This is a genomic window from Escherichia sp. HH41S (assembly GCF_009820115.1).
Lineage (GTDB): Bacteria > Pseudomonadota > Gammaproteobacteria > Enterobacterales > Enterobacteriaceae > Escherichia > Escherichia coli_F.
In genome coordinates this window covers 59,751-77,432 of sequence record NZ_VNXE01000015.1, presented here as the reverse complement: position 1 = coordinate 77,432, position 17,682 = coordinate 59,751, and the positions used below count along the sequence as shown (strand labels likewise).

Annotated in this window: 18 protein-coding genes and 1 pseudogene; 7 read left to right on the top strand and 12 right to left on the bottom strand. The window is 50.4% G+C overall.

From position 1 onward, the window contains the following. The first annotated feature begins 18 nt into the window (after positions 1 to 18). Both pgm and FQZ95_RS03545 read left to right on the top strand, forming a co-directional pair. Entirely contained in the window at positions 19 to 1,659 is a 1,641-nt protein-coding gene (gene pgm, locus FQZ95_RS03550) for a phosphoglucomutase (alpha-D-glucose-1,6-bisphosphate-dependent) (RefSeq protein ID WP_001295873.1), read from the top strand. A gap of 203 nt (positions 1,660 to 1,862) precedes the next feature. Then, on the top strand, positions 1,863 to 2,357 hold the full coding sequence (locus FQZ95_RS03545; RefSeq protein WP_000851056.1) for a hypothetical protein: 495 nt from the start codon (positions 1,863 to 1,865) through the stop codon (positions 2,355 to 2,357). 40 nt (positions 2,358 to 2,397) lie between these two features. On the opposite strand, the gene FQZ95_RS03540 is transcribed toward FQZ95_RS03545, so the two are convergent. From FQZ95_RS03540 to kdpF, 12 genes and pseudogenes are all read right to left on the bottom strand, one after another. Beyond that, positions 2,398 to 3,048 (bottom strand): DUF2625 domain-containing protein, encoded by a 651-nt coding sequence (locus FQZ95_RS03540; protein ID WP_032302686.1) that lies wholly within the window; start codon positions 3,046 to 3,048, stop codon positions 2,398 to 2,400. A gap of 123 nt (positions 3,049 to 3,171) precedes the next feature. Continuing rightward, positions 3,172 to 3,305, bottom strand: a pseudogene (locus tag FQZ95_RS26270) (winged helix-turn-helix domain-containing protein); the annotation flags it as partial. Between the two features lie 91 nt (positions 3,306 to 3,396). Beyond that, positions 3,397 to 4,716 carry a putrescine-ornithine antiporter gene (gene potE, locus FQZ95_RS03530; protein WP_000075850.1) on the bottom strand — a complete coding sequence of 440 codons (1,320 nt, stop codon included), beginning with the start codon at positions 4,714 to 4,716 and terminating at the stop codon, positions 3,397 to 3,399. Beyond that, positions 4,713 to 6,911 (bottom strand): ornithine decarboxylase SpeF, encoded by a 2,199-nt coding sequence (speF, locus tag FQZ95_RS03525; RefSeq protein WP_032183711.1) that lies wholly within the window; start codon positions 6,909 to 6,911, stop codon positions 4,713 to 4,715. The genes potE and speF overlap by 4 nt, the downstream gene beginning before the upstream one ends. A gap of 310 nt (positions 6,912 to 7,221) precedes the next feature. Beyond that, complete coding sequence (speFL, locus tag FQZ95_RS03520; RefSeq protein WP_001312672.1) at positions 7,222 to 7,326, bottom strand: leader peptide SpeFL; 105 nt, start codon at positions 7,324 to 7,326, stop codon at positions 7,222 to 7,224. Next, positions 7,305 to 7,436 carry a TonB-dependent receptor gene (locus FQZ95_RS26795; protein WP_103253904.1) on the bottom strand — a complete coding sequence of 44 codons (132 nt, stop codon included), beginning with the start codon at positions 7,434 to 7,436 and terminating at the stop codon, positions 7,305 to 7,307. The genes speFL and FQZ95_RS26795 overlap by 22 nt, the downstream gene beginning before the upstream one ends. Before the next feature lie 164 nt (positions 7,437 to 7,600). After that, on the bottom strand, positions 7,601 to 8,278 hold the full coding sequence (gene kdpE, locus FQZ95_RS03515) for a two-component system response regulator KdpE (RefSeq protein WP_105271847.1): 678 nt from the start codon (positions 8,276 to 8,278) through the stop codon (positions 7,601 to 7,603). Beyond that, on the bottom strand, positions 8,275 to 10,959 hold the full coding sequence (kdpD, locus tag FQZ95_RS03510) for a two-component system sensor histidine kinase KdpD (RefSeq protein ID WP_160529885.1): 2,685 nt from the start codon (positions 10,957 to 10,959) through the stop codon (positions 8,275 to 8,277). The genes kdpE and kdpD overlap by 4 nt, the downstream gene beginning before the upstream one ends. Then, a complete protein-coding gene (kdpC, locus tag FQZ95_RS03505; RefSeq protein ID WP_088542191.1) occupies positions 10,952 to 11,524 on the bottom strand; it encodes a K(+)-transporting ATPase subunit C in 573 nt (190 codons plus the stop codon). The genes kdpD and kdpC overlap by 8 nt, the downstream gene beginning before the upstream one ends. A gap of 8 nt (positions 11,525 to 11,532) precedes the next feature. Then, positions 11,533 to 13,581, bottom strand: coding sequence for a potassium-transporting ATPase subunit KdpB (gene kdpB / locus FQZ95_RS03500; protein ID WP_160529884.1), 2,049 nt, complete (start codon positions 13,579 to 13,581; stop codon positions 11,533 to 11,535). Between the two features lie 22 nt (positions 13,582 to 13,603). Continuing rightward, entirely contained in the window at positions 13,604 to 15,277 is a 1,674-nt protein-coding gene (gene kdpA / locus FQZ95_RS03495; protein ID WP_160529883.1) for a potassium-transporting ATPase subunit KdpA, read from the bottom strand. Beyond that, positions 15,277 to 15,366: a K(+)-transporting ATPase subunit F gene (kdpF, locus tag FQZ95_RS03490; RefSeq protein ID WP_001272653.1), complete on the bottom strand. Its 90-nt coding sequence runs from the start codon at positions 15,364 to 15,366 to the stop codon at positions 15,277 to 15,279. The genes kdpA and kdpF overlap by 1 nt, the downstream gene beginning before the upstream one ends. A 312-nt stretch (positions 15,367 to 15,678) precedes the next feature. On the opposite strand from kdpF, the gene FQZ95_RS03485 reads away from it, so the two are divergent. From FQZ95_RS03485 to FQZ95_RS03470, 5 genes are all read left to right on the top strand, one after another. After that, the gene (locus FQZ95_RS03485; RefSeq protein WP_000424924.1) at positions 15,679 to 15,885 is read left to right on the top strand and encodes a YbfA family protein; all 207 of its coding nucleotides are present in this window, start codon (positions 15,679 to 15,681) and stop codon (positions 15,883 to 15,885) included. 284 nt (positions 15,886 to 16,169) lie between these two features. Then, positions 16,170 to 16,523 (top strand): hypothetical protein, encoded by a 354-nt coding sequence (locus tag FQZ95_RS03480; RefSeq protein ID WP_001033417.1) that lies wholly within the window; start codon positions 16,170 to 16,172, stop codon positions 16,521 to 16,523. Between the two features lie 82 nt (positions 16,524 to 16,605). Beyond that, on the top strand, positions 16,606 to 16,863 hold the full coding sequence (locus FQZ95_RS03475; protein WP_002431428.1) for a hypothetical protein: 258 nt from the start codon (positions 16,606 to 16,608) through the stop codon (positions 16,861 to 16,863). Positions 16,864 to 17,046: 183 nt separating this feature from the next. Then, a complete protein-coding gene (locus FQZ95_RS26075) occupies positions 17,047 to 17,187 on the top strand; it encodes a hypothetical protein (protein WP_157943798.1) in 141 nt (46 codons plus the stop codon). 2 nt (positions 17,188 to 17,189) lie between these two features. Further along, positions 17,190 to 17,657, top strand: a complete 468-nt coding sequence (locus FQZ95_RS03470; RefSeq protein ID WP_001188052.1) for a hypothetical protein — start codon at positions 17,190 to 17,192, stop codon at positions 17,655 to 17,657. The last annotated feature ends 25 nt before the right edge of the window (positions 17,658 to 17,682 follow it).

Sequence of the window (17,682 nt, the reverse complement as noted above, 5' to 3'; positions counted from 1 at the left end):
CAGACAAAGGACAAAGCAATGGCAATCCACAATCGTGCAGGCCAACCTGCACAACAGAGTGATTTGATTAACGTCGCCCAACTGACGGCGCAATATTATGTACTGAAACCAGAAGCAGGGAATGCGGAGCACGCGGTGAAATTCGGTACTTCCGGTCACCGTGGCAGTGCAGCGCGCCACAGCTTTAACGAGCCGCACATTCTGGCGATCGCTCAGGCAATTGCTGAAGAGCGTGCGAAAAACGGCATCACTGGCCCTTGCTATGTGGGTAAAGATACTCACGCCCTGTCCGAGCCTGCGTTCATTTCCGTACTGGAAGTGCTGGCAGCGAACGGCGTTGATGTCATTGTGCAGGAAAACAATGGCTTCACTCCGACACCTGCCATTTCCAATGCCATTCTGGTTCACAATAAAAAAGGTGGCCCGCTGGCAGACGGTATCGTGATTACACCGTCCCATAACCCGCCGGAAGATGGTGGTATCAAGTACAATCCGCCAAATGGTGGCCCGGCTGATACCAACGTCACCAAAGTGGTGGAGGACAGGGCCAACGCACTGCTGGCCGATGGCCTGAAAGGCGTGAAGCGTATCTCCCTCGACGAAGCGATGGCATCCGGTCATGTGAAAGAGCAGGATCTGGTGCAGCCGTTTGTGGAAGGGCTGGCCGATATCGTTGATATGGCGGCGATTCAGAAAGCGGGCCTGACGCTGGGCGTTGATCCGCTGGGTGGTTCCGGTATCGAATACTGGAAGCGCATTGGCGAGTATTACAACCTCAACCTGACCATCGTTAACGATCAGGTCGATCAAACCTTCCGCTTTATGCACCTCGATAAAGACGGTGCGATCCGTATGGACTGCTCCTCCGAGTGTGCGATGGCGGGTCTGCTGGCACTGCGTGATAAGTTCGATCTGGCGTTTGCTAACGACCCGGATTATGACCGTCACGGTATCGTCACTCCGGCAGGTTTGATGAATCCTAACCATTACCTGGCAGTGGCGATCAACTACCTGTTCCAGCATCGTCCGCAGTGGGGCAAAGATGTTGCTGTCGGTAAAACGCTGGTTTCATCTGCGATGATCGACCGTGTGGTCAATGATTTGGGCCGTAAGCTGGTAGAAGTCCCGGTAGGCTTCAAATGGTTTGTTGATGGTCTGTTCGACGGCAGCTTCGGCTTTGGCGGCGAAGAGAGCGCAGGGGCTTCCTTCCTGCGTTTCGACGGCACGCCGTGGTCCACCGATAAAGACGGTATCATTATGTGTCTGCTGGCGGCAGAAATCACCGCGGTCACCGGTAAGAACCCGCAGGAACACTACAACGAACTGGCAAAACGCTTTGGTGCGCCGAGCTATAACCGTTTGCAGGCAGCTGCGACTTCCGCACAAAAAGCGGCGCTGTCTAAGCTGTCTCCGGAAATGGTGAGCGCCAGCACCCTGGCTGGTGACCCGATCACCGCGCGCCTGACGGCGGCACCGGGCAACGGTGCTTCTATTGGCGGTCTGAAAGTGATGACTGACAACGGCTGGTTCGCCGCGCGTCCGTCAGGCACGGAAGACGCATATAAGATCTACTGTGAAAGCTTCCTCGGTGAAGAACATCGCAAGCAGATTGAGAAAGAAGCGGTTGAGATTGTTAGTGAAGTTCTGAAAAACGCGTAAACACATTAAATAAGAAAAAGGGCGATCGGAAGATCGCCCTTTTTACTTATGATAGCCTGATACGCTACGTTCATCAGGCCTACGAGGATGGTGCAATATATTGAGTTTGCACTATTTTGTAGGACGGATAAGGCGTTCACGCCGCATCCGGCATGAACAACGAGTACTTTGCCAACAAACTGAATAGCTCAAGGGAATTCAAAATGAAGACCAAAAGGAGTCTGGTCGTCAGAGTGGCATTAATTACCGCCACACTACTGCTGACAGCATGCGCCCAACCTGAACAATCATCATTAGCTGGTGACTGGTTACTGACCCCTAAAGATAAAACCAGAGGATTAACGGGTAGCATTGCGGTAAATATTGCGCCTTCCCGGTGTAAGACAAATTGCCGTGGCGATAACTTACCTGATAATACCCGCCGCTGGCAGTTGTCAGGCGGGAACGAAAAAGAACTTACTTATCTTCATGATATGTCAGCACAAGAAAAGACCGGTTTAAATCCTGAATGGCAATGCTACACCTCATTTTTTATGGGGATTTGCCAGGGTAAGCCCGGCACTCGACCGATAGTTAATGAGGATTATGTCAGCGAAAGCGGATTTTTTGGCTCGATGATGCATGTCGGGATTATTGAGTTGCGACGCTGTCAGTCAGAAAATTGCCAGCAAGAATTGAAAGCGATAAACACACATTAAAATAGCGAGTCCGGGAATGAAACCCGGACCTGAACATGTCTTATTGCGTGATTGTTTCTTTCATTTGATACTGCATTTCCCAGAGTTCAGTAAGCGAAATAACTTTTCTTGTTCTTGCTTCTTCACTTTGTACCCATAAGAAAGGGTAGAAAGTGAAGGCTTCCGTTGCCGATAATTTTATTACGTCTTCTTGCCATTGCGGCCAGCGTACATTTTCATAGAAGGTATCTAAATCACCGGATAATGCCCACTGAAGAAACTCAGAATATCCAACCTCCAGACTTTCCCAATTCAGCGTATCTGGCGCAAAATAATAAACGCAGCCAGTATCTTCCCCAAGATCGCCACCATTAAGAGCAAAAATTCCCCCTGCGACATCATCGGCGATGGGTAAAGCCCGCACGCTTGCGAATTCAGGGCGTTGTGTCCAACTTGCTGGATCTCGTGGTAACCGGGGGTGACCAGAGCCTGCTATGCGTAACCAACCGTTATCAATCAGCAGACCTCCGGAGCCATAGACAAGCGCACCCATCGGTGATTTTGTTGTAACCTGTAATTGATAAAGTGCGGTTTCGGCTAAATCTTTATTAACCGGTAAGAGTTCGGCATGGTTTGTGGCTTCTTTTAACCAATTCTGGATTATTGTCCAGGCTGAATCTTCAGTATTTACTAACTGACTCACTTCACGCATCGCTACTTGCTCCTTGTGTGCTACGGTGTCATTTATGATGAGGCATTGTATGGGACATTTTTTAAATATTAAGTTCCTTATATTTGAATAAAAAATGACTTTATCCATACATTGCCACTTTTTTCAAAGCATAAACCGATACCCAATACCGGTTTCAGTAATGAAATGGCGGGGCGGACGAGATCCTGTTCCAGTTTTTGTCGCAAATGCCTCATATAATTACGCAAATAGTTGCTGTGTTCGACCGCGTTTGGACCCTACACCTGCCGGATGCGGCATAAATAACGAACTCTTTGTCAACAAACAGAAAGGGCGATCATTCAATCGCCCTTTTTTATTTCGCTTTTTTTAACCGTGTTTGTTTTTCAGTTCAAAGCGTGGTGATACCAGACCATACAGTGTCCAACCAAGGAAAGTCACGATGGAACCGTACAGCATGGCTTCTTCCCCGGATGAGTACAGCGCATAGAAACTGTACATCGCACCAACAAAGGCAACAAAGTTTGCTACTTTCGCTTTTGATGGTGGCACATTGGCGACCTTCTGAATAATGACTAATGCCGCCATCGACAGAATATATGGGATGATATTGGTCACCACGGCCAGGTTAACCAGCACGTTGAACTGGCTGTTCAGTGACGGGCTAATGGTCATCAGTGCCAATCCACTCTGAATAATCACAATGGTCAACATCCCCTGAACCGGTGCATCCACTTTGGTTACACGGGAGAAAATTTTAGGGAAGTAGCCTTCATCAGATGAAGATTTAAACACCTGGGCAATGGTGAACTGCCAGCCAAGCAGTGAACCGCAGCAGGACATCACCATCAGCGCCATAATGACTTTACCCACTTCCGGTGTGAACATTTGCGCGAAGGCCAGACCAAATGGTGCCGTTGAATTTGCCAGCTCCATATTGGGCACAATCCCGGCAATCACGTTGGTGGAGACGATATAAATCACCGCCGCACCTAACGTACCGCCGAGTACCGCGATTGGCACATTACGTTCCGGGTTTTCCACTACATCAGTATTCGCACACGCAGACTCCAGACCAAGAAAAGCCCACAGCGTCATGGCGATGGAAGAACCTACCGCACTGAAGAACGGTGCATGATGCGGATTCCAGGAATCAACGTAAAGTGTCGGGCTAAACCAGAACCAGCCGATAACGCACAGGCCTACCACCGGAATAATGACCCCCCACACGGTAATGCTACTGATTTGCCCGGTAATGCGCGCACCACCAAAGTTAGCCACGGTACAAATCCACAGCACTCCGATGGTTGCCAGACCAATCTGCACTGGTGATAAACTCGCGCCGAGCAGTTCGGTGCCGTAACCAACTGCCGAAATAGCAATCGCCACGTTAGCAATCAGCAGCGAGACGCCGTAGGTATAGTTCGCCATAAAGTTACCGGATTTACCGAAAGCATACTCGGCATAACCGCCCATACCGCCTGATTTACGGCTGAACATACCGCATTTTGCGAATGCCCATGCCAGCGCCATTGAGCCTACGGCTGTCACCAACCAGGAGATTATTGAGATTGTCCCAACTTCGGCAAGCTTTGTCGGCAGCATGATGATGCCGGAGCCCATCATGTTGACCATCGTCAGTATGGTTAACTGAACGACGCCCATTTTGTTCGATTTAGCCTGACTCATAATTTTTCCCCTTTCAACAGGGTGCTTTGCGCATCACGAGGCTTGATGACATAGCACCAAACTTGCTTACGACCATCATGTTCTTCGATATAGACACCCTGCAGCTCCGGTGCAAAACCTGGCAGCAGGTTGATCCCTTCTTCCAGAGCGCTGAAGTAACGCAGAACAGCACCACCCCAGATTTCACCCGGAACAACACACAGCACACCCGGAGGATAAGGAAGCGCACCTTCGGCTGCGATACGGCCTTCTGCATCCGGCAGACGAACCAATTCCACTTCACCGCGTAAGTAGGCATAGTTGGCTTCCTGTGGATTCATGCTGACGCGTGGGAAGTGTTCCTTACGGAACATCTCTTTTTGCAGTTGTTTCACGTTGTGACGGGCATACAAATCATGCATTTCCTGGCACAATTGACGCAGGGTATAACCGGCGTAGCGCTCTTCATGCTGTTTGTAGATGGAAGGCAATACTTCCGCCAGAGGCGCATCAGCTTCCAGTAGTTTTTCGAAGCGTACCAGCAGGGCAACAAGTTGCTGCAGTTTGGCCATATCTTCTGCCGGAGTCAGCAGGAAGAGGATGGAGTTAAGATCGCATTTTTCCGGCACTACGCCATTTTCGCGCAGGAAGTTAGCAAGAATCGTCGCGGGTACACCGAACGCTTCGTATTCGCCGTTACGTGCATCAATACCTGGGGTTGTCAGCAACAGTTTGCACGGATCGACAAAGTATTGATTCTCTGCGTAACCTTCAAAAGAATGCCAGTGCTCACCGGGTACAAATTTAAAGAAGCGCAGATCAACCGCAATTTGCGCTGTTTCATACGATTGCCAGGGTTTACCATCCACCAGTTCAGGAACGAACGGACGAATGTGCTGGCAGTTATCGAGGATCAATTTGCGGGCATTAATACCGTTAACCACACAATCCATCCACATATTACGACCGCTGACACCTTCATGCATTTTGGCGTTAATATCCAGTGCGGCAAACAGCGGATAGAACGGGCTGGTGGAGGCGTGCATCATAAAGGCGTTGTTCATGCGTTTGTGCGGTACATAACGCTGTTGCCCTTTGATATGGCTGTCTTTTTTATGAATTTGTGAAGTCTGAGAAAAACCAGCCTGCTGCTTATGTACAGATTGCGTAACCAGAATACCCGGATCGTTCTCATTAAGCTCCAGTAGCAGCGGCGAACAGTCCGCCATCATCGGAATAAACTGTTCATAGCCGACCCATGCTGAGTCAAACAGGATGTAGTCACACAGATGACCGATTTTATCCACCACCTGGCGGGCGTTATAAATAGTACCGTCGTAGGTGCCTAACTGAATCACAGCGAGGCGGAACGGACGCGCCTCTTTTGCCCGTTGCGGTGCAACTTCTCTAATCAGTTCACGCAGATAACTTTCTTCGAAGCAGTGCGCATCAATACCACCGATAAAACCATACGGGTTACGTGCTGTTTCCAGATAAACCGGTGTTGCACCAGCCTGTAGCAAGGCCCCGTGGTGGTTAGACTTATGGTTATTGCGGTCAAACAGCACCAGATCACCCGGTGTTAGCAGGGCGTTTAAAACCACTTTGTTGGAAGAGGAGGTGCCGTTTAAAACAAAGTACGTTTTATCGGCATTAAACACTTTAGCCGCATGTTGCTGTGCAATGCATGGCGCACCTTCATGAATCAGTAGATCGCCCATTGCTACGTCGGCATTACACAAGTCGGAGCGGAAGAGCATTTCGCCAAAATATTCCACGAACTGATTGCCTGCCGGATGGCGACGGAAAAACTCACCCCCCTGATGACCCGGGCAGTCAAAAGCGCTATTGCCCTGATTGACATAATCGACCAGTGCGCGGAAGAAGGGCGGGCGCAGCTGCGTTTCATAATGGCTGGCGGCGGTTTCTAACTGACGTCCGTAAAATTCTTTCCGTGATTCGCAATGCTCGAAGACACCAGTAATACGTGGCAGATATTCTGCTGGTACACGTTCTTCATTTTCCGTTGCAATAAAAACAGGAATGCCATAGCCAGTAGCGTCTATTTCATCGAGTTTTCCACGTTCAACATCATTGACTGATAAAATAATGGCGGCAACGTCAATATAATTACTTTCGTCAATATTCACGCATGCACGATGAGTGGAAAAACAATCCGGGCAAGAACGACTAACGGCAATTTTTAATTCTGACATTTTGTTCATCTCTTTATTTCAGGTAATAGCAGGTCCTCAATTTCTCAAAGGAGAAATCGATCACGCCGGAAAAAAAGCAAAACTCCACCGCTGATAAATAAATCAGTAGTTTGCTTTTTGCAGATGCAATAACCCAGACCAGCCCGGTAACTGGCTATACTCGTCATACTTCAAGTTGCTAGTGCTGCGACTTGAATTATTTAGAGTTTAAAAGGGTTAGCAGTATATGAGCACCGAGGGATACAGGTATTAACCTGTAATGCTTAAAGTCAGGGAGACCTGTACGCTGGGGTGCCCTTTAGTCAGAAGACTAACGGGCATTAAAGAAATGAAAGTCAAAACTATTACGATGGGCAAACTTCATGATATGGGTTGTCCGCCTTATATGAGGCATTAAGCGGTTATTATTTTCCATTTACCTTTACCTTTTGCTGTGTCAGTTGAAGGTAGAGTTATTCTATCCATGAAAAGGCTATAAACTGTGAAGAAGATCAACAAAAAACGATCACACCCCAAATAATAAATCGTTAATTATGAATAGCGCCATATTAGATGCTGTTTTGTTGTTTAAATGTTGCAATTTCGTAGGTTATATTTTCATTAAGAAGTTAAACCTGCCAAATAATAATTTTCGGGGCAGGTTTAATAATAAATTAATAATTAGTTAAGCGTATTTATTGAATAATAATTCATGGCATAAACCGATACCCAATACCGGTTTCAGTAATAAAATGGCGAGGGCGGGCGGGATCTTGCTCCAGTTTTTGTCGCAGATGCCCCATATAAATACGCAAATAGTGGCTGTGTTCGACCGCGTTTGGTCCCCACACCTGGTTGAGAAGCTGGCGCTGGGTGAGCACTTTTCCGGCATTGTTGAGCAGCACCGCCAGCAGGCGGAATTCAATCGGGGTGAGATGCACCTCTTCCTCACTGCGGTGAATCACGCGGGCGGCTAAATCGACGGTAACATCAGAAAATTTCACCAGCGGATCGGTCGCGGTGGTAGCAGAGTGGCGGCGTAAGGCGACGCGCAGACGCGCCTGCAATTCACCAATGCCAAATGGTTTACTCAGATAATCATCCGCTCCAGCATCCAGCGCAGCGATTTTGTCGCTCTCTTCGCTGCGGGCGGAAAGCACAATTACTGGCACCGCGCTCCACTGGCGCAGGTCGCGGATAAACTCAATCCCATCACCGTCTGGCAGGCCGAGATCGAGAATAATCAAATCTGGCTTACGAGTCGCCGCTTCCAGCAGCCCCCGTTGCAGCGTTTCGGCTTCAAAAACGCGCATACCGTCACCCTCCAGCGCCGTGCGCAGAAAGCGACGAATAGCCTGTTCATCTTCAACAATTAGAACGTTTGTCACATATCCTCATGAAATTCTTCAAGTTCAGGGGCAGTTTGCTGGGGAAGTGTAACACGAAAACAGGCACCACCTTCCGGTCGGTTGAACGCGGTAATGGTGCCGCCGTGTACATCCACAATCGCCCGACAAATTGCCAGCCCAAGCCCGACGCCCGGCACTGCCGACTCTTTATTTCCACGAGCAAACTTATCGAATATCGTCTGCTCCAGGCCTTGTGGAAGACCGGGGCCGTTATCCCAGACATCCAGTTGTAGATTTTCGCCCTCAACGTGGGCATCGATACCAATTTCGGCCTGCGCACCCGCGTATTTCACCGCGTTCTCCAGCAGATTAATCAGCACCCGTTCAAAGAGTGGCCCGTCAACGTGGATTAAGGTCAGCGGTTCTGGCAGAGAAAGATTGATGGGCGAGGATAAACCCGGTTCCAGCATTTTCAGCGCGCTGCCGACCACTTCTTCCAGCGTTAACCACTCTTTCTTCAAATTAAAGCCGCCGGACTGAATTCGCGCCATATCCAGTAGATTATTCACCAGTCGGGTCGTGTTCAGCACATGCTGACGAATCTCGCTGGCCTGGCGGGCGTGAGGCGATCCTTCGCTTGCCAGATCGAGCGTTAAGATTTCTGCCTGACCGAACAGCACCGTAAGCGGCGTGCGTAAATCATGCGAAAGCGCCGCCAGCAGGGCGTTGCGGATCTGTTCTCGTTCGCTTGCCATCCGCGCCTGTTCTTCGCTGGCGGTCAGCGTCAGGCGTTCCAGGGCATTGGCGACTAACAACGTAAACGTCTCCAGCAGGCGTTGCTGTTCCGGGATCATCAACTGGCGCAGATTCCCCGGTTCCACCACCACCAGCCCGTAGGTTTTCTCGCCGCTTTTTAACGGCAAAATCTGGTATGGCACACCGGGTAACGTGTCGGTGCCCGCGCCCGCAGGCAGGCCTTTATCAAAACTCCACTGCGCGATGGCATCGTCCCACGGCGTCATTCCTTGCGGATGTGTCAACGGCTGCAATTTACCGTTGTCATCGGGCAACAACACCTGGCTGCGGGCATGAAACGTGGAAGCAAAAAATTGTTCGCTGGTGGCGGCGATGTCCTGCGGACTGCGTCCCACAGCCAGAGCTTTCGACATTTCATATAAGTGTCGTGTGCGTTGCTCGCGGTAACGGGCTACCCGCGCCTGATAACGTACGCCAGCAGTAAGATTCCCGATCACCAGCCCGACGGTTAACATCACCGCGAAAGTCAGCAGATACTGCACATCAGAGACGGCGAGCGTGCCGCGTGGGGCGATAAAAAAGAGATCGAAACTCACCACATTAATGACGGTAGCAAGCACCGAAGGCCAGCGTCCATAAAATAGCGCCACCACCACCACGCCAAGCAGATACAGCATCACCAGGTTGGCGGCATCAAACGCCATCAGCCACTGCATGGCAATTAAGGTGATAACGGCACATAATGCGGCGGCAACCACGCACCCCTGAATCTGTACCCGCCACTTGTCTTTAAAAGAGCGGCTATCCGGCGCGTTATTAAGCGGGCGGGCGGGTGGTTCATCAAGCGCGACCAGCACCTGATCGAGATCGGGGGCGATGCGCGCCAGTCGGTCAGCAAACGTTTCCCGACGCCACCAGCGGCGCGAGGCCGGGTGACCGAGAATAATCTTGCCGAGATTATGTTCACGGGCATAACGCACTACGGCTTTTTCTTCCGCCGGATCAGAAAGTGTTGCTGTCTCCGCGCCCAGCTCCTGCGCCAGACGTAAGGCGCTGAGAATTGCCCGACGTTTTTTCTCCGGTAAGCGGTGCAGGGCAGGGGTTTCAACATACACCGCGTGCCAGACGCTCCCCAGCCGTGACGCCAACCGCGCCGCCGCGCGGACCAGTTTTTCGCTGCCGGTGTTATGCCCAATACATAAAAGAATCGCGTCGCGCGTGTGCCAGACTTTCTCTTCGCCAGGATGCCCCCGCCAGGCGCGCATTTGCTCATCTACGCGATCGGCAGTACGGCGCAGTGCCAGTTCGCGCAGGGCGATCAGATTGCCTTTGCGGAAAAAATGTTCAATGGCGCGCTCCGCCTGCCCGGCAATATAGACTTTGCCTTCTTTCAGCCGTTGACGCAGATCGTCCGGGGGCAAGTCCACCAGCACTACGTCGTCGGCAGCATCAAAAAAGGGATCGGGCACGGTTTCCCGCACCTGAATTCCGGTGACGCCGCTGACCACATCGTTCAGGCTTTCCAGATGCTGAACGTTGACGGTCGTGAAAACATCAATGCCCGCTTCCAGCAGCTCTTCGATGTCCTGCCAGCGTTTAGGATGACGAGAACCTGGCGCATTACTGTGCGCCAGTTCGTCCATTAAGATCAGCGCCGGACGGCGGGCGAGGGCGGCATCGAGATCAAACTCGCTGATATGCCGCCCACGGTACGCCTGGCGTTTTAGCGGCAGAACAGCCAGCCCTTCCAGCATTGCGGCGGTATCTTTCCGTCCGTGAGTTTCAACCACGCCAACCACAATATCCAGCCCTTGCGCCCGCAGTCGTTGGGCTTCTGCCAGCATCGCCCAGGTCTTCCCGACGCCTGCACAGGCACCGAAAAAAACTTTCAGCTTCCCCCGATGCGGCGCGGCAGTTTGTTCCAGCAGACGATCGGGGTCGGGACGTAAGGGTTCGTTATTCATCAAGCTTATCCAGCGCCAGATTGAGTTCGACAATGTTGACGACCGGCTGGCCGATATATTTCACCAGCGGTTGTTGGCTGTATTTTGCGATCAGCTGCGTGAGCTGTTCAACGCTGAGATTACGCGCTTTCGCCACGCGAGGAATCTGCCAGACCGCCGCTTGCGGGGTAATATTATTGTCCAGCCCGCTTGCCGACGCCGTCACCAGTTCAACCGGAACGTTCGTGCTGGCATCCGGGTTAGCAGCCCGTAATACGGCAACGCGTGCAGCGATTTGTTTATCCAGCTCAGGGTTACTGACCGCCAGATTGCTCCCGCCAGAAGCCTGTGGATTATAGGGCATTTCTGTCGTTGCCGACGGGCGACCATGAAAATAGCCGTTGCCGGTAAAATTCTGCCCGATTAATGCCGAGCCGCGCACCGTATCACCTTCGCGAATCAACGAACCATTGGCCTGCCAGGGAAACCACCATTGCCCCAGCGCGGTGGTCAGCAGCGGGTAAACACCGCCAGTAATCAGTAACAAAAAGAGAAATGTTGATAATGCCGGACGTAATCCACGCATGGTAAACCTCACACCAGACCGCAAACGGTCAGCAGTAAATCAATGACTTTGATACCAATAAACGGCACCAGCAGCCCACCCAGACCGTAAATCCATAAGTTACGGCGCAACATGGCAGAAGCGGTAAGCGGTTTATAACTCACGCCTTTTAACGCCAGGGGAATCAAAAAGACGATAATCAAGGCGTTGAAAATGACCGCACTGAGAATGGCGGAGTCGGGCGAATGCAGGCGCATGATGTTCAGCGCATTTAACTGCGGATACGTTGCCGCGAACGCCGCCGGAATAATGGCGAAGTATTTCGCCACATCGTTGGCAATGCTGAAGGTGGTCAGCGAGCCACGGGTCATCAGCATCTGTTTGCCAATATGCACCACCTCGATCAACTTGGTCGGGTTAGAGTCGAGATCCACCATATTGCCCGCTTCTTTCGCCGCCTGAGTACCGGAGTTCATCGCTACCGCGACATCTGCCTGCGCCAGCGCCGGAGCATCGTTGGTGCCGTCGCCGGTCATCGCCACCAAACGGCCTTCCGCCTGATACTGACGGATCAATGCCAGCTTGGCCTCCGGTGTCGCTTCAGCGAGAAAATCATCGACGCCCGCTTCCGCGGCAATGGCGGCGGCAGTCAGACGGTTATCGCCAGTAATCATCACCGTTTTTATGCCCATTTGGCGCAGCTGGGCGAAGCGCTCTTTAATGCCGCCTTTGACGATATCTTTCAGCGCAATAACGCCCAGCACGCGGGAACCTTCCACCACTACCAGAGGCGTGGCCCCCTGACGCGCAACCTGATCGACTTTTTGATCGACATCGGCAGGGAAGTGACCACCGTTAGCTTCAATATGGCGGCGAATGGCATCGACAGAACCTTTACGGATCATACGGTTGTCGATATTGATCCCGCTCATTCGACTTTGCGCAGTAAACGGTACAAAAGTGGCGTGAAGCGACTGCACATAGCGCTCGCGCAGGTTAAAACGCTGCTTGGCGAGGATCACAATACTGCGGCCTTCCGGCGTTTCGTCGGCCAGCGAAGCCAGTTGTGCTGCGTCGGCCAGCGTTTTTTCCTCTACGCCCTGCGCAGGGATAAACTCTGATGCCTGACGGTTACCGAGGGTGATGGTACCGGTTTTATCCAGCAGCAGGACGTCCACGTCGCCCGCCGCTTCAACTGCACGCCCGCTGGTGGCAATCACATTCGCGCCCAGCATCCGACTCATCCCGGCGACGCCGATCGCTGACAACAGGCCACCGATGGTGGTTGGAATCAGACAGACCAGCAGCGCCACCAGTACCGTTACACTGACTGCATTACCGCCCCACGCGGAAAACGGCCACAGCGTGGCGGTTGCCAGTAAAAAGACGATAGTCAGGGCAATCAGCAGAATGGTCAGGGCAATCTCGTTCGGCGTTTTACGTCGCTGCGCGCCTTCCACCATCGCGATCATCCGATCCAGAAATGTCTCGCCGGGGTTAACGCTACACTCAATCACCAGCCAGTCAGAAAGAATACGCGTGCCGCCGGTGACGGAGGCAAAATCGCCGCCGGATTCACGGATCACCGGTGCCGATTCCCCGGTGATGGCGCTTTCATCGACCGATGCGCCCCCTTCAATGACTTCACCATCGCAGGGGATAATATCGCCAGCTTCTACCAGCACGATATCGCCTTTACGCAGTTGATCGGCAGGAACTTTGTCCGCCGCAGCGCCATATTTCGGCTCACGCAGCTTGCGGGCAAAGGCAGTTTTTTTCACCCCTTTCAGACTGTTGGCCTGCGCTTTACTGCGGCCTTCTGCCAGCGCCTCGGCGAAATTAGCGAACAGTACGGTGACCCACAGCCAGCCGCTAATGGCCGCGCTAAACAGCGCATTGCCAGGCATCGCACCGCTTGCCATCGCGATGCTAATACAGGTGGTCAGCAGACTGCCGATCCATACGATAAACATCACTGGATTACGCCATTGCGCCTGCGGGTTTAATTTTTTCACCGCTTCTTTCAGCGCCTGAACGACAAGTGTTGGTTCGAATAGCGCCAGTTGTTTACGACTCATATTCAGTGCTCACTCAATATCATCAGGAGAGATATTCCGCCACCGGACCAAGCGCCAGGGCAGGGATAAAGGTCAGTGCGCCAACCAGCAACACGGTGCCGATCAACAGACCAACAAACAGCGGGCCGTGCGTTGGTAGAGTGCCGGAGCTGGCGGGCTGGCTCTTTTTACTCACCAGCGAACCGGCAATCGCCATCACCGGGATAATCACCCCGAAGCGACCGACAAACATGCAGAACGCCAGTAAACAGTTCCAGAACGGAGAGTTGGCGCTTAAGCCGGCAAAGGCGCTGCCGTTGTTGTTAGCGGCGGACGACACGGCATACAGCACTTCGCTAAAACCGTGCGGGCCAGGGTTGAGCATGGCGCTACGTCCGGCGTCGGTCATCATCGCCAGTGCTGCGCCCATCAGTACCAGCGTTGGGGTGACCAGAATCGCCAGTGCGGTCAGTTTCATCTCGCGTACGTCGATTTTTTTACCCAGATATTCCGGCGTACGACCAATCATCAGCCCGGCAATAAACACCGCCAGCAGAACGAACAGCATCATGCCGTAAAGACCAGAACCGACGCCGCCGAATACCACCTCACCAATTTGCATCAACCACATCGGTACCATGCCACCGAGAGCGGTAAACGAATCATGCATCGCAATCACTGCACCGCAGGAAGCCGCGGTGGTCACGACTGCAAACAGGCTACTGACCAGCACACCAAAACGGCTCTCTTTACCTTCCATATTGATGCTGCTGTCCGCGCCCAGCGCCAGCAGATGAGGATTACCCTGAACTTCTGCCCACATCACCACGCCTACGCAGATGACAAAAATCACTGACATCGCCCACAGCAACATGCGCCCCTGGCGGCGATCGCCTGCCACTTCACCAAAGGCAAAGCACAGCGCTGTTGGGATCAAGAAAATCGCCAGCATCTGCACGAAGTTGGTCAGTGCGGTTGGGTTTTCAAACGGATGCGACGAGTTGGCATTAAAGAAGCCACCGCCGTTAGTACCGAGCATCTTGATCGCTTCCTGAGAAGCTACAGGCCCCATGGGTAACAGCTGTTGCGCTCCTTCAACGGTATTCACCGCCTGATAGGGCAGAAAGTTTTGCAGCGCACCTTGTTGAATAAAAAACAGTGCGATCAACAACGCCACAGGGACTAGCACCCATAACGTGATGCGTAGCAGATCGACCCAGGCATTCCCGAGTGTGCTCATGCTCTGGCGGGTAAATGCACGAATGAGGGCAAAAATCACCGCAATCCCGCTGGCGGCAGAAAGAAAGTTTTGCACCGTTAAGCCCGCCATCTGGCTGAAATAGCTCAACGTGGTTTCACCGCTATAAGATTGCCAGTTGGTATTAGTGACAAAGCTGACGGCAGTATTCAGCGCCAGATCCCATGACAGCCCCGGCAACTGCTGTGGATTAAGCGGCAGATAGTGCTGACCGAGCAGCATGAAAAACAGCACCGCCAGCCCCAGCATGTTCAGGCCGAGAATGGCACAGAGATACTGCTTCCAGTTCATCTCATGGTTAGAGACGCCAGGTAAACGAAAAAGTACGCGCTCAACGCCCGCTGTACCGGGAAGAGGTATGTCATTAATCAGCCGCGCCAGCCCGCTGCCTAAAGGACGCGACAGTACCATTAATACCAGTAAAAACGTGGCAATCAGTAAGAATCCTTGCGCAGCCATCAGAACGCCTCCGCATTGATCAGGGCATAAACCAGATAACCCAGTAATAAAAACACCAGCAATACGCCGGTTATCACGCCTGCACTCACAGTGCACCTCCAGTGGCCTAAAAGTGATACCGGAAGGGTAGAATTCTGGCTGCAAAGATTTCGCAAAAATCTGCGGACGGGGTGTAAAAAAAGTATAAAAATGGCAAAAGCCATGATTTAACTAATGTTTAGTATTAATTTAACTTTTGTGTAACTTAATTACAGGGTGAATGTAAATAAACCATCAATAAGCAAAAATAAGTGGTCGGATGAGTAGTAAAATTACACAAAAGGCGGTACTATTTTCATCAGATAAACAAATTCATTTTTCCGGTGCCATTCACCGGGTAGATACAAAAGGGGGAGAAAAGTATGGAACTCTACAGAGAATATCCTGCATGGCTTATCTTTTTACGCCGTACTTATGCGGTTGCAGCGGGCGTTCTGGCGCTGCCTTTCATGCTTTTCTGGAAAGACCGCGCCCGCTTTTACAGCTACCTGCACCGCGTCTGGTCGAAAACCAGCGATAAACCGGTGTGGATGGATCAGGCCGAAAAGGCAACCGGTGATTTTTACTGATTGCTGAGTTTTGAAAACATTGAAAACCGCTAGTGGAAACGCTGGCGGTTTTTTTATAATGCGCGATGTAGTATATGGTTCACCATCTGGTCAGAAAGTGTCTTTCTAAAACACTACGGCGTAATGAATTCATTGATTGATTGTCTGGCGGAAGTCAGGTTCATAACGTATTATTAGCGCTTGTCTACAAGGCAATGTGTATTTCCGCGATGAGTAAATGAAAATAAAAAGTGAAGATATATTCATCAAGATAATCAATAAATAATCTTTCAGGTATTCTTAACATGAATAAAATTATAGAATATATAAATAAAATTGAATTTGACATGTCAATCAAGTTTCCTCCAGTGTATAAACGTTTTTTGATAGAAGAAATTAAAGATAGTGAGACCTATGAAATAACTAATAAGAAGCACGAAACATTATATTTATATAACTATTCTGATCTTATTGAAAGAAATGAAACATATGATATTCAACAAGTGGAACCTGACTATTTTTTGATAGGTCAAGACGGAGATTTAGGCTATTTTATCTATGTTGGGAGTGCTAAGGAAAGTGATACTATATTTAGTATTGATTTAGGTGCCTTAGGAGCCATGGAGTTTTCGGTAGAAGCTGATGATGTATATTTTTGATTTTCATATTGTAATAAATTTATGAATGTTAATTTCATCTTTTTTTGATAGACGATTTACTACTGAAATTTAACTGAATGATATGGAAATTAAAATGCAAGATGTTATTCTTAAATTGATTGCCAGAGGATTGATTGATATCAGAATTGCAGCTAACTCTGGAAATTCAAAGGCTTGTTTTATATTGTCTGATTTTATACATGTTCTGCCTCATACAGCTAATTGTATGGTCAATGATGGACAGAGTTATGAGGATGTTATGAATGATTTATATGCGCGGGCTAAAATTAAAAACATGGAAGATTGGCTTGATAATGCTTTAAATGATATATACACGTGATCATTGACACTGCTTGATTTGATTCTGTCAGGGGATAATGCTCAAACTATGAACATCAGACTATCACCTGAACTTTAGTTTCAACACCGTCAAGGCTGTGACTGCCGCGTCTGCAACCTGAGTGGTGGCAGGATACGTAACGGTGAGCGCAAATCTGTTAAAACCACTGGCAGTCGTACCCGGATGAATATTATTGCCGGAGCTGTCGCAGGCGGCGCGATGGCAGGATTGGTGTGTGGTCCAGGTGCACCTGTTTGCGTACTTATTGGCGGCTTTGTCGGCGGTGCACTTGCCGCATGGGAAATGGGGCGCTTGTGGAATTGATTATGCAACAGGTTAATTCGATATCGTTGGTCAAGGTTCACAAAGCGACTGATTTATCTCAGGCTCAGTCTGACGTTGTGCTCAATGGCAATAACACAGGTATTATTGTACCAGGGCAAATACTGGAAGCGGCAATTCAGGTTAATGACCAGCGTTATATCCTTTTTCTGACGGATGACGTTATTTTTGAGGAATCACTGACAATTGTCCTTATCGATGTTAACGATGGAGTTAAAGAGACCGTACGTTTGGGTAATGAGTATGCGACGGGAAGTTTTGAGGGATTATCCGTTACAGCGGATAGCATCAATTTCAGATTCATTGGTGATTCTCTCTGGACAATCCAAACCGTTGACTCACCATGCTTGACGCTTCCTTTTGGTTCAGATCCGAAAGGTGTGAAACGAGAAGCCAGACTGAAAAAATACATGACAATTTCGGTCATCCCTGCACCTGAGCAAACTCGCTGATGTTATTTCAGAAAAATTATAGCAA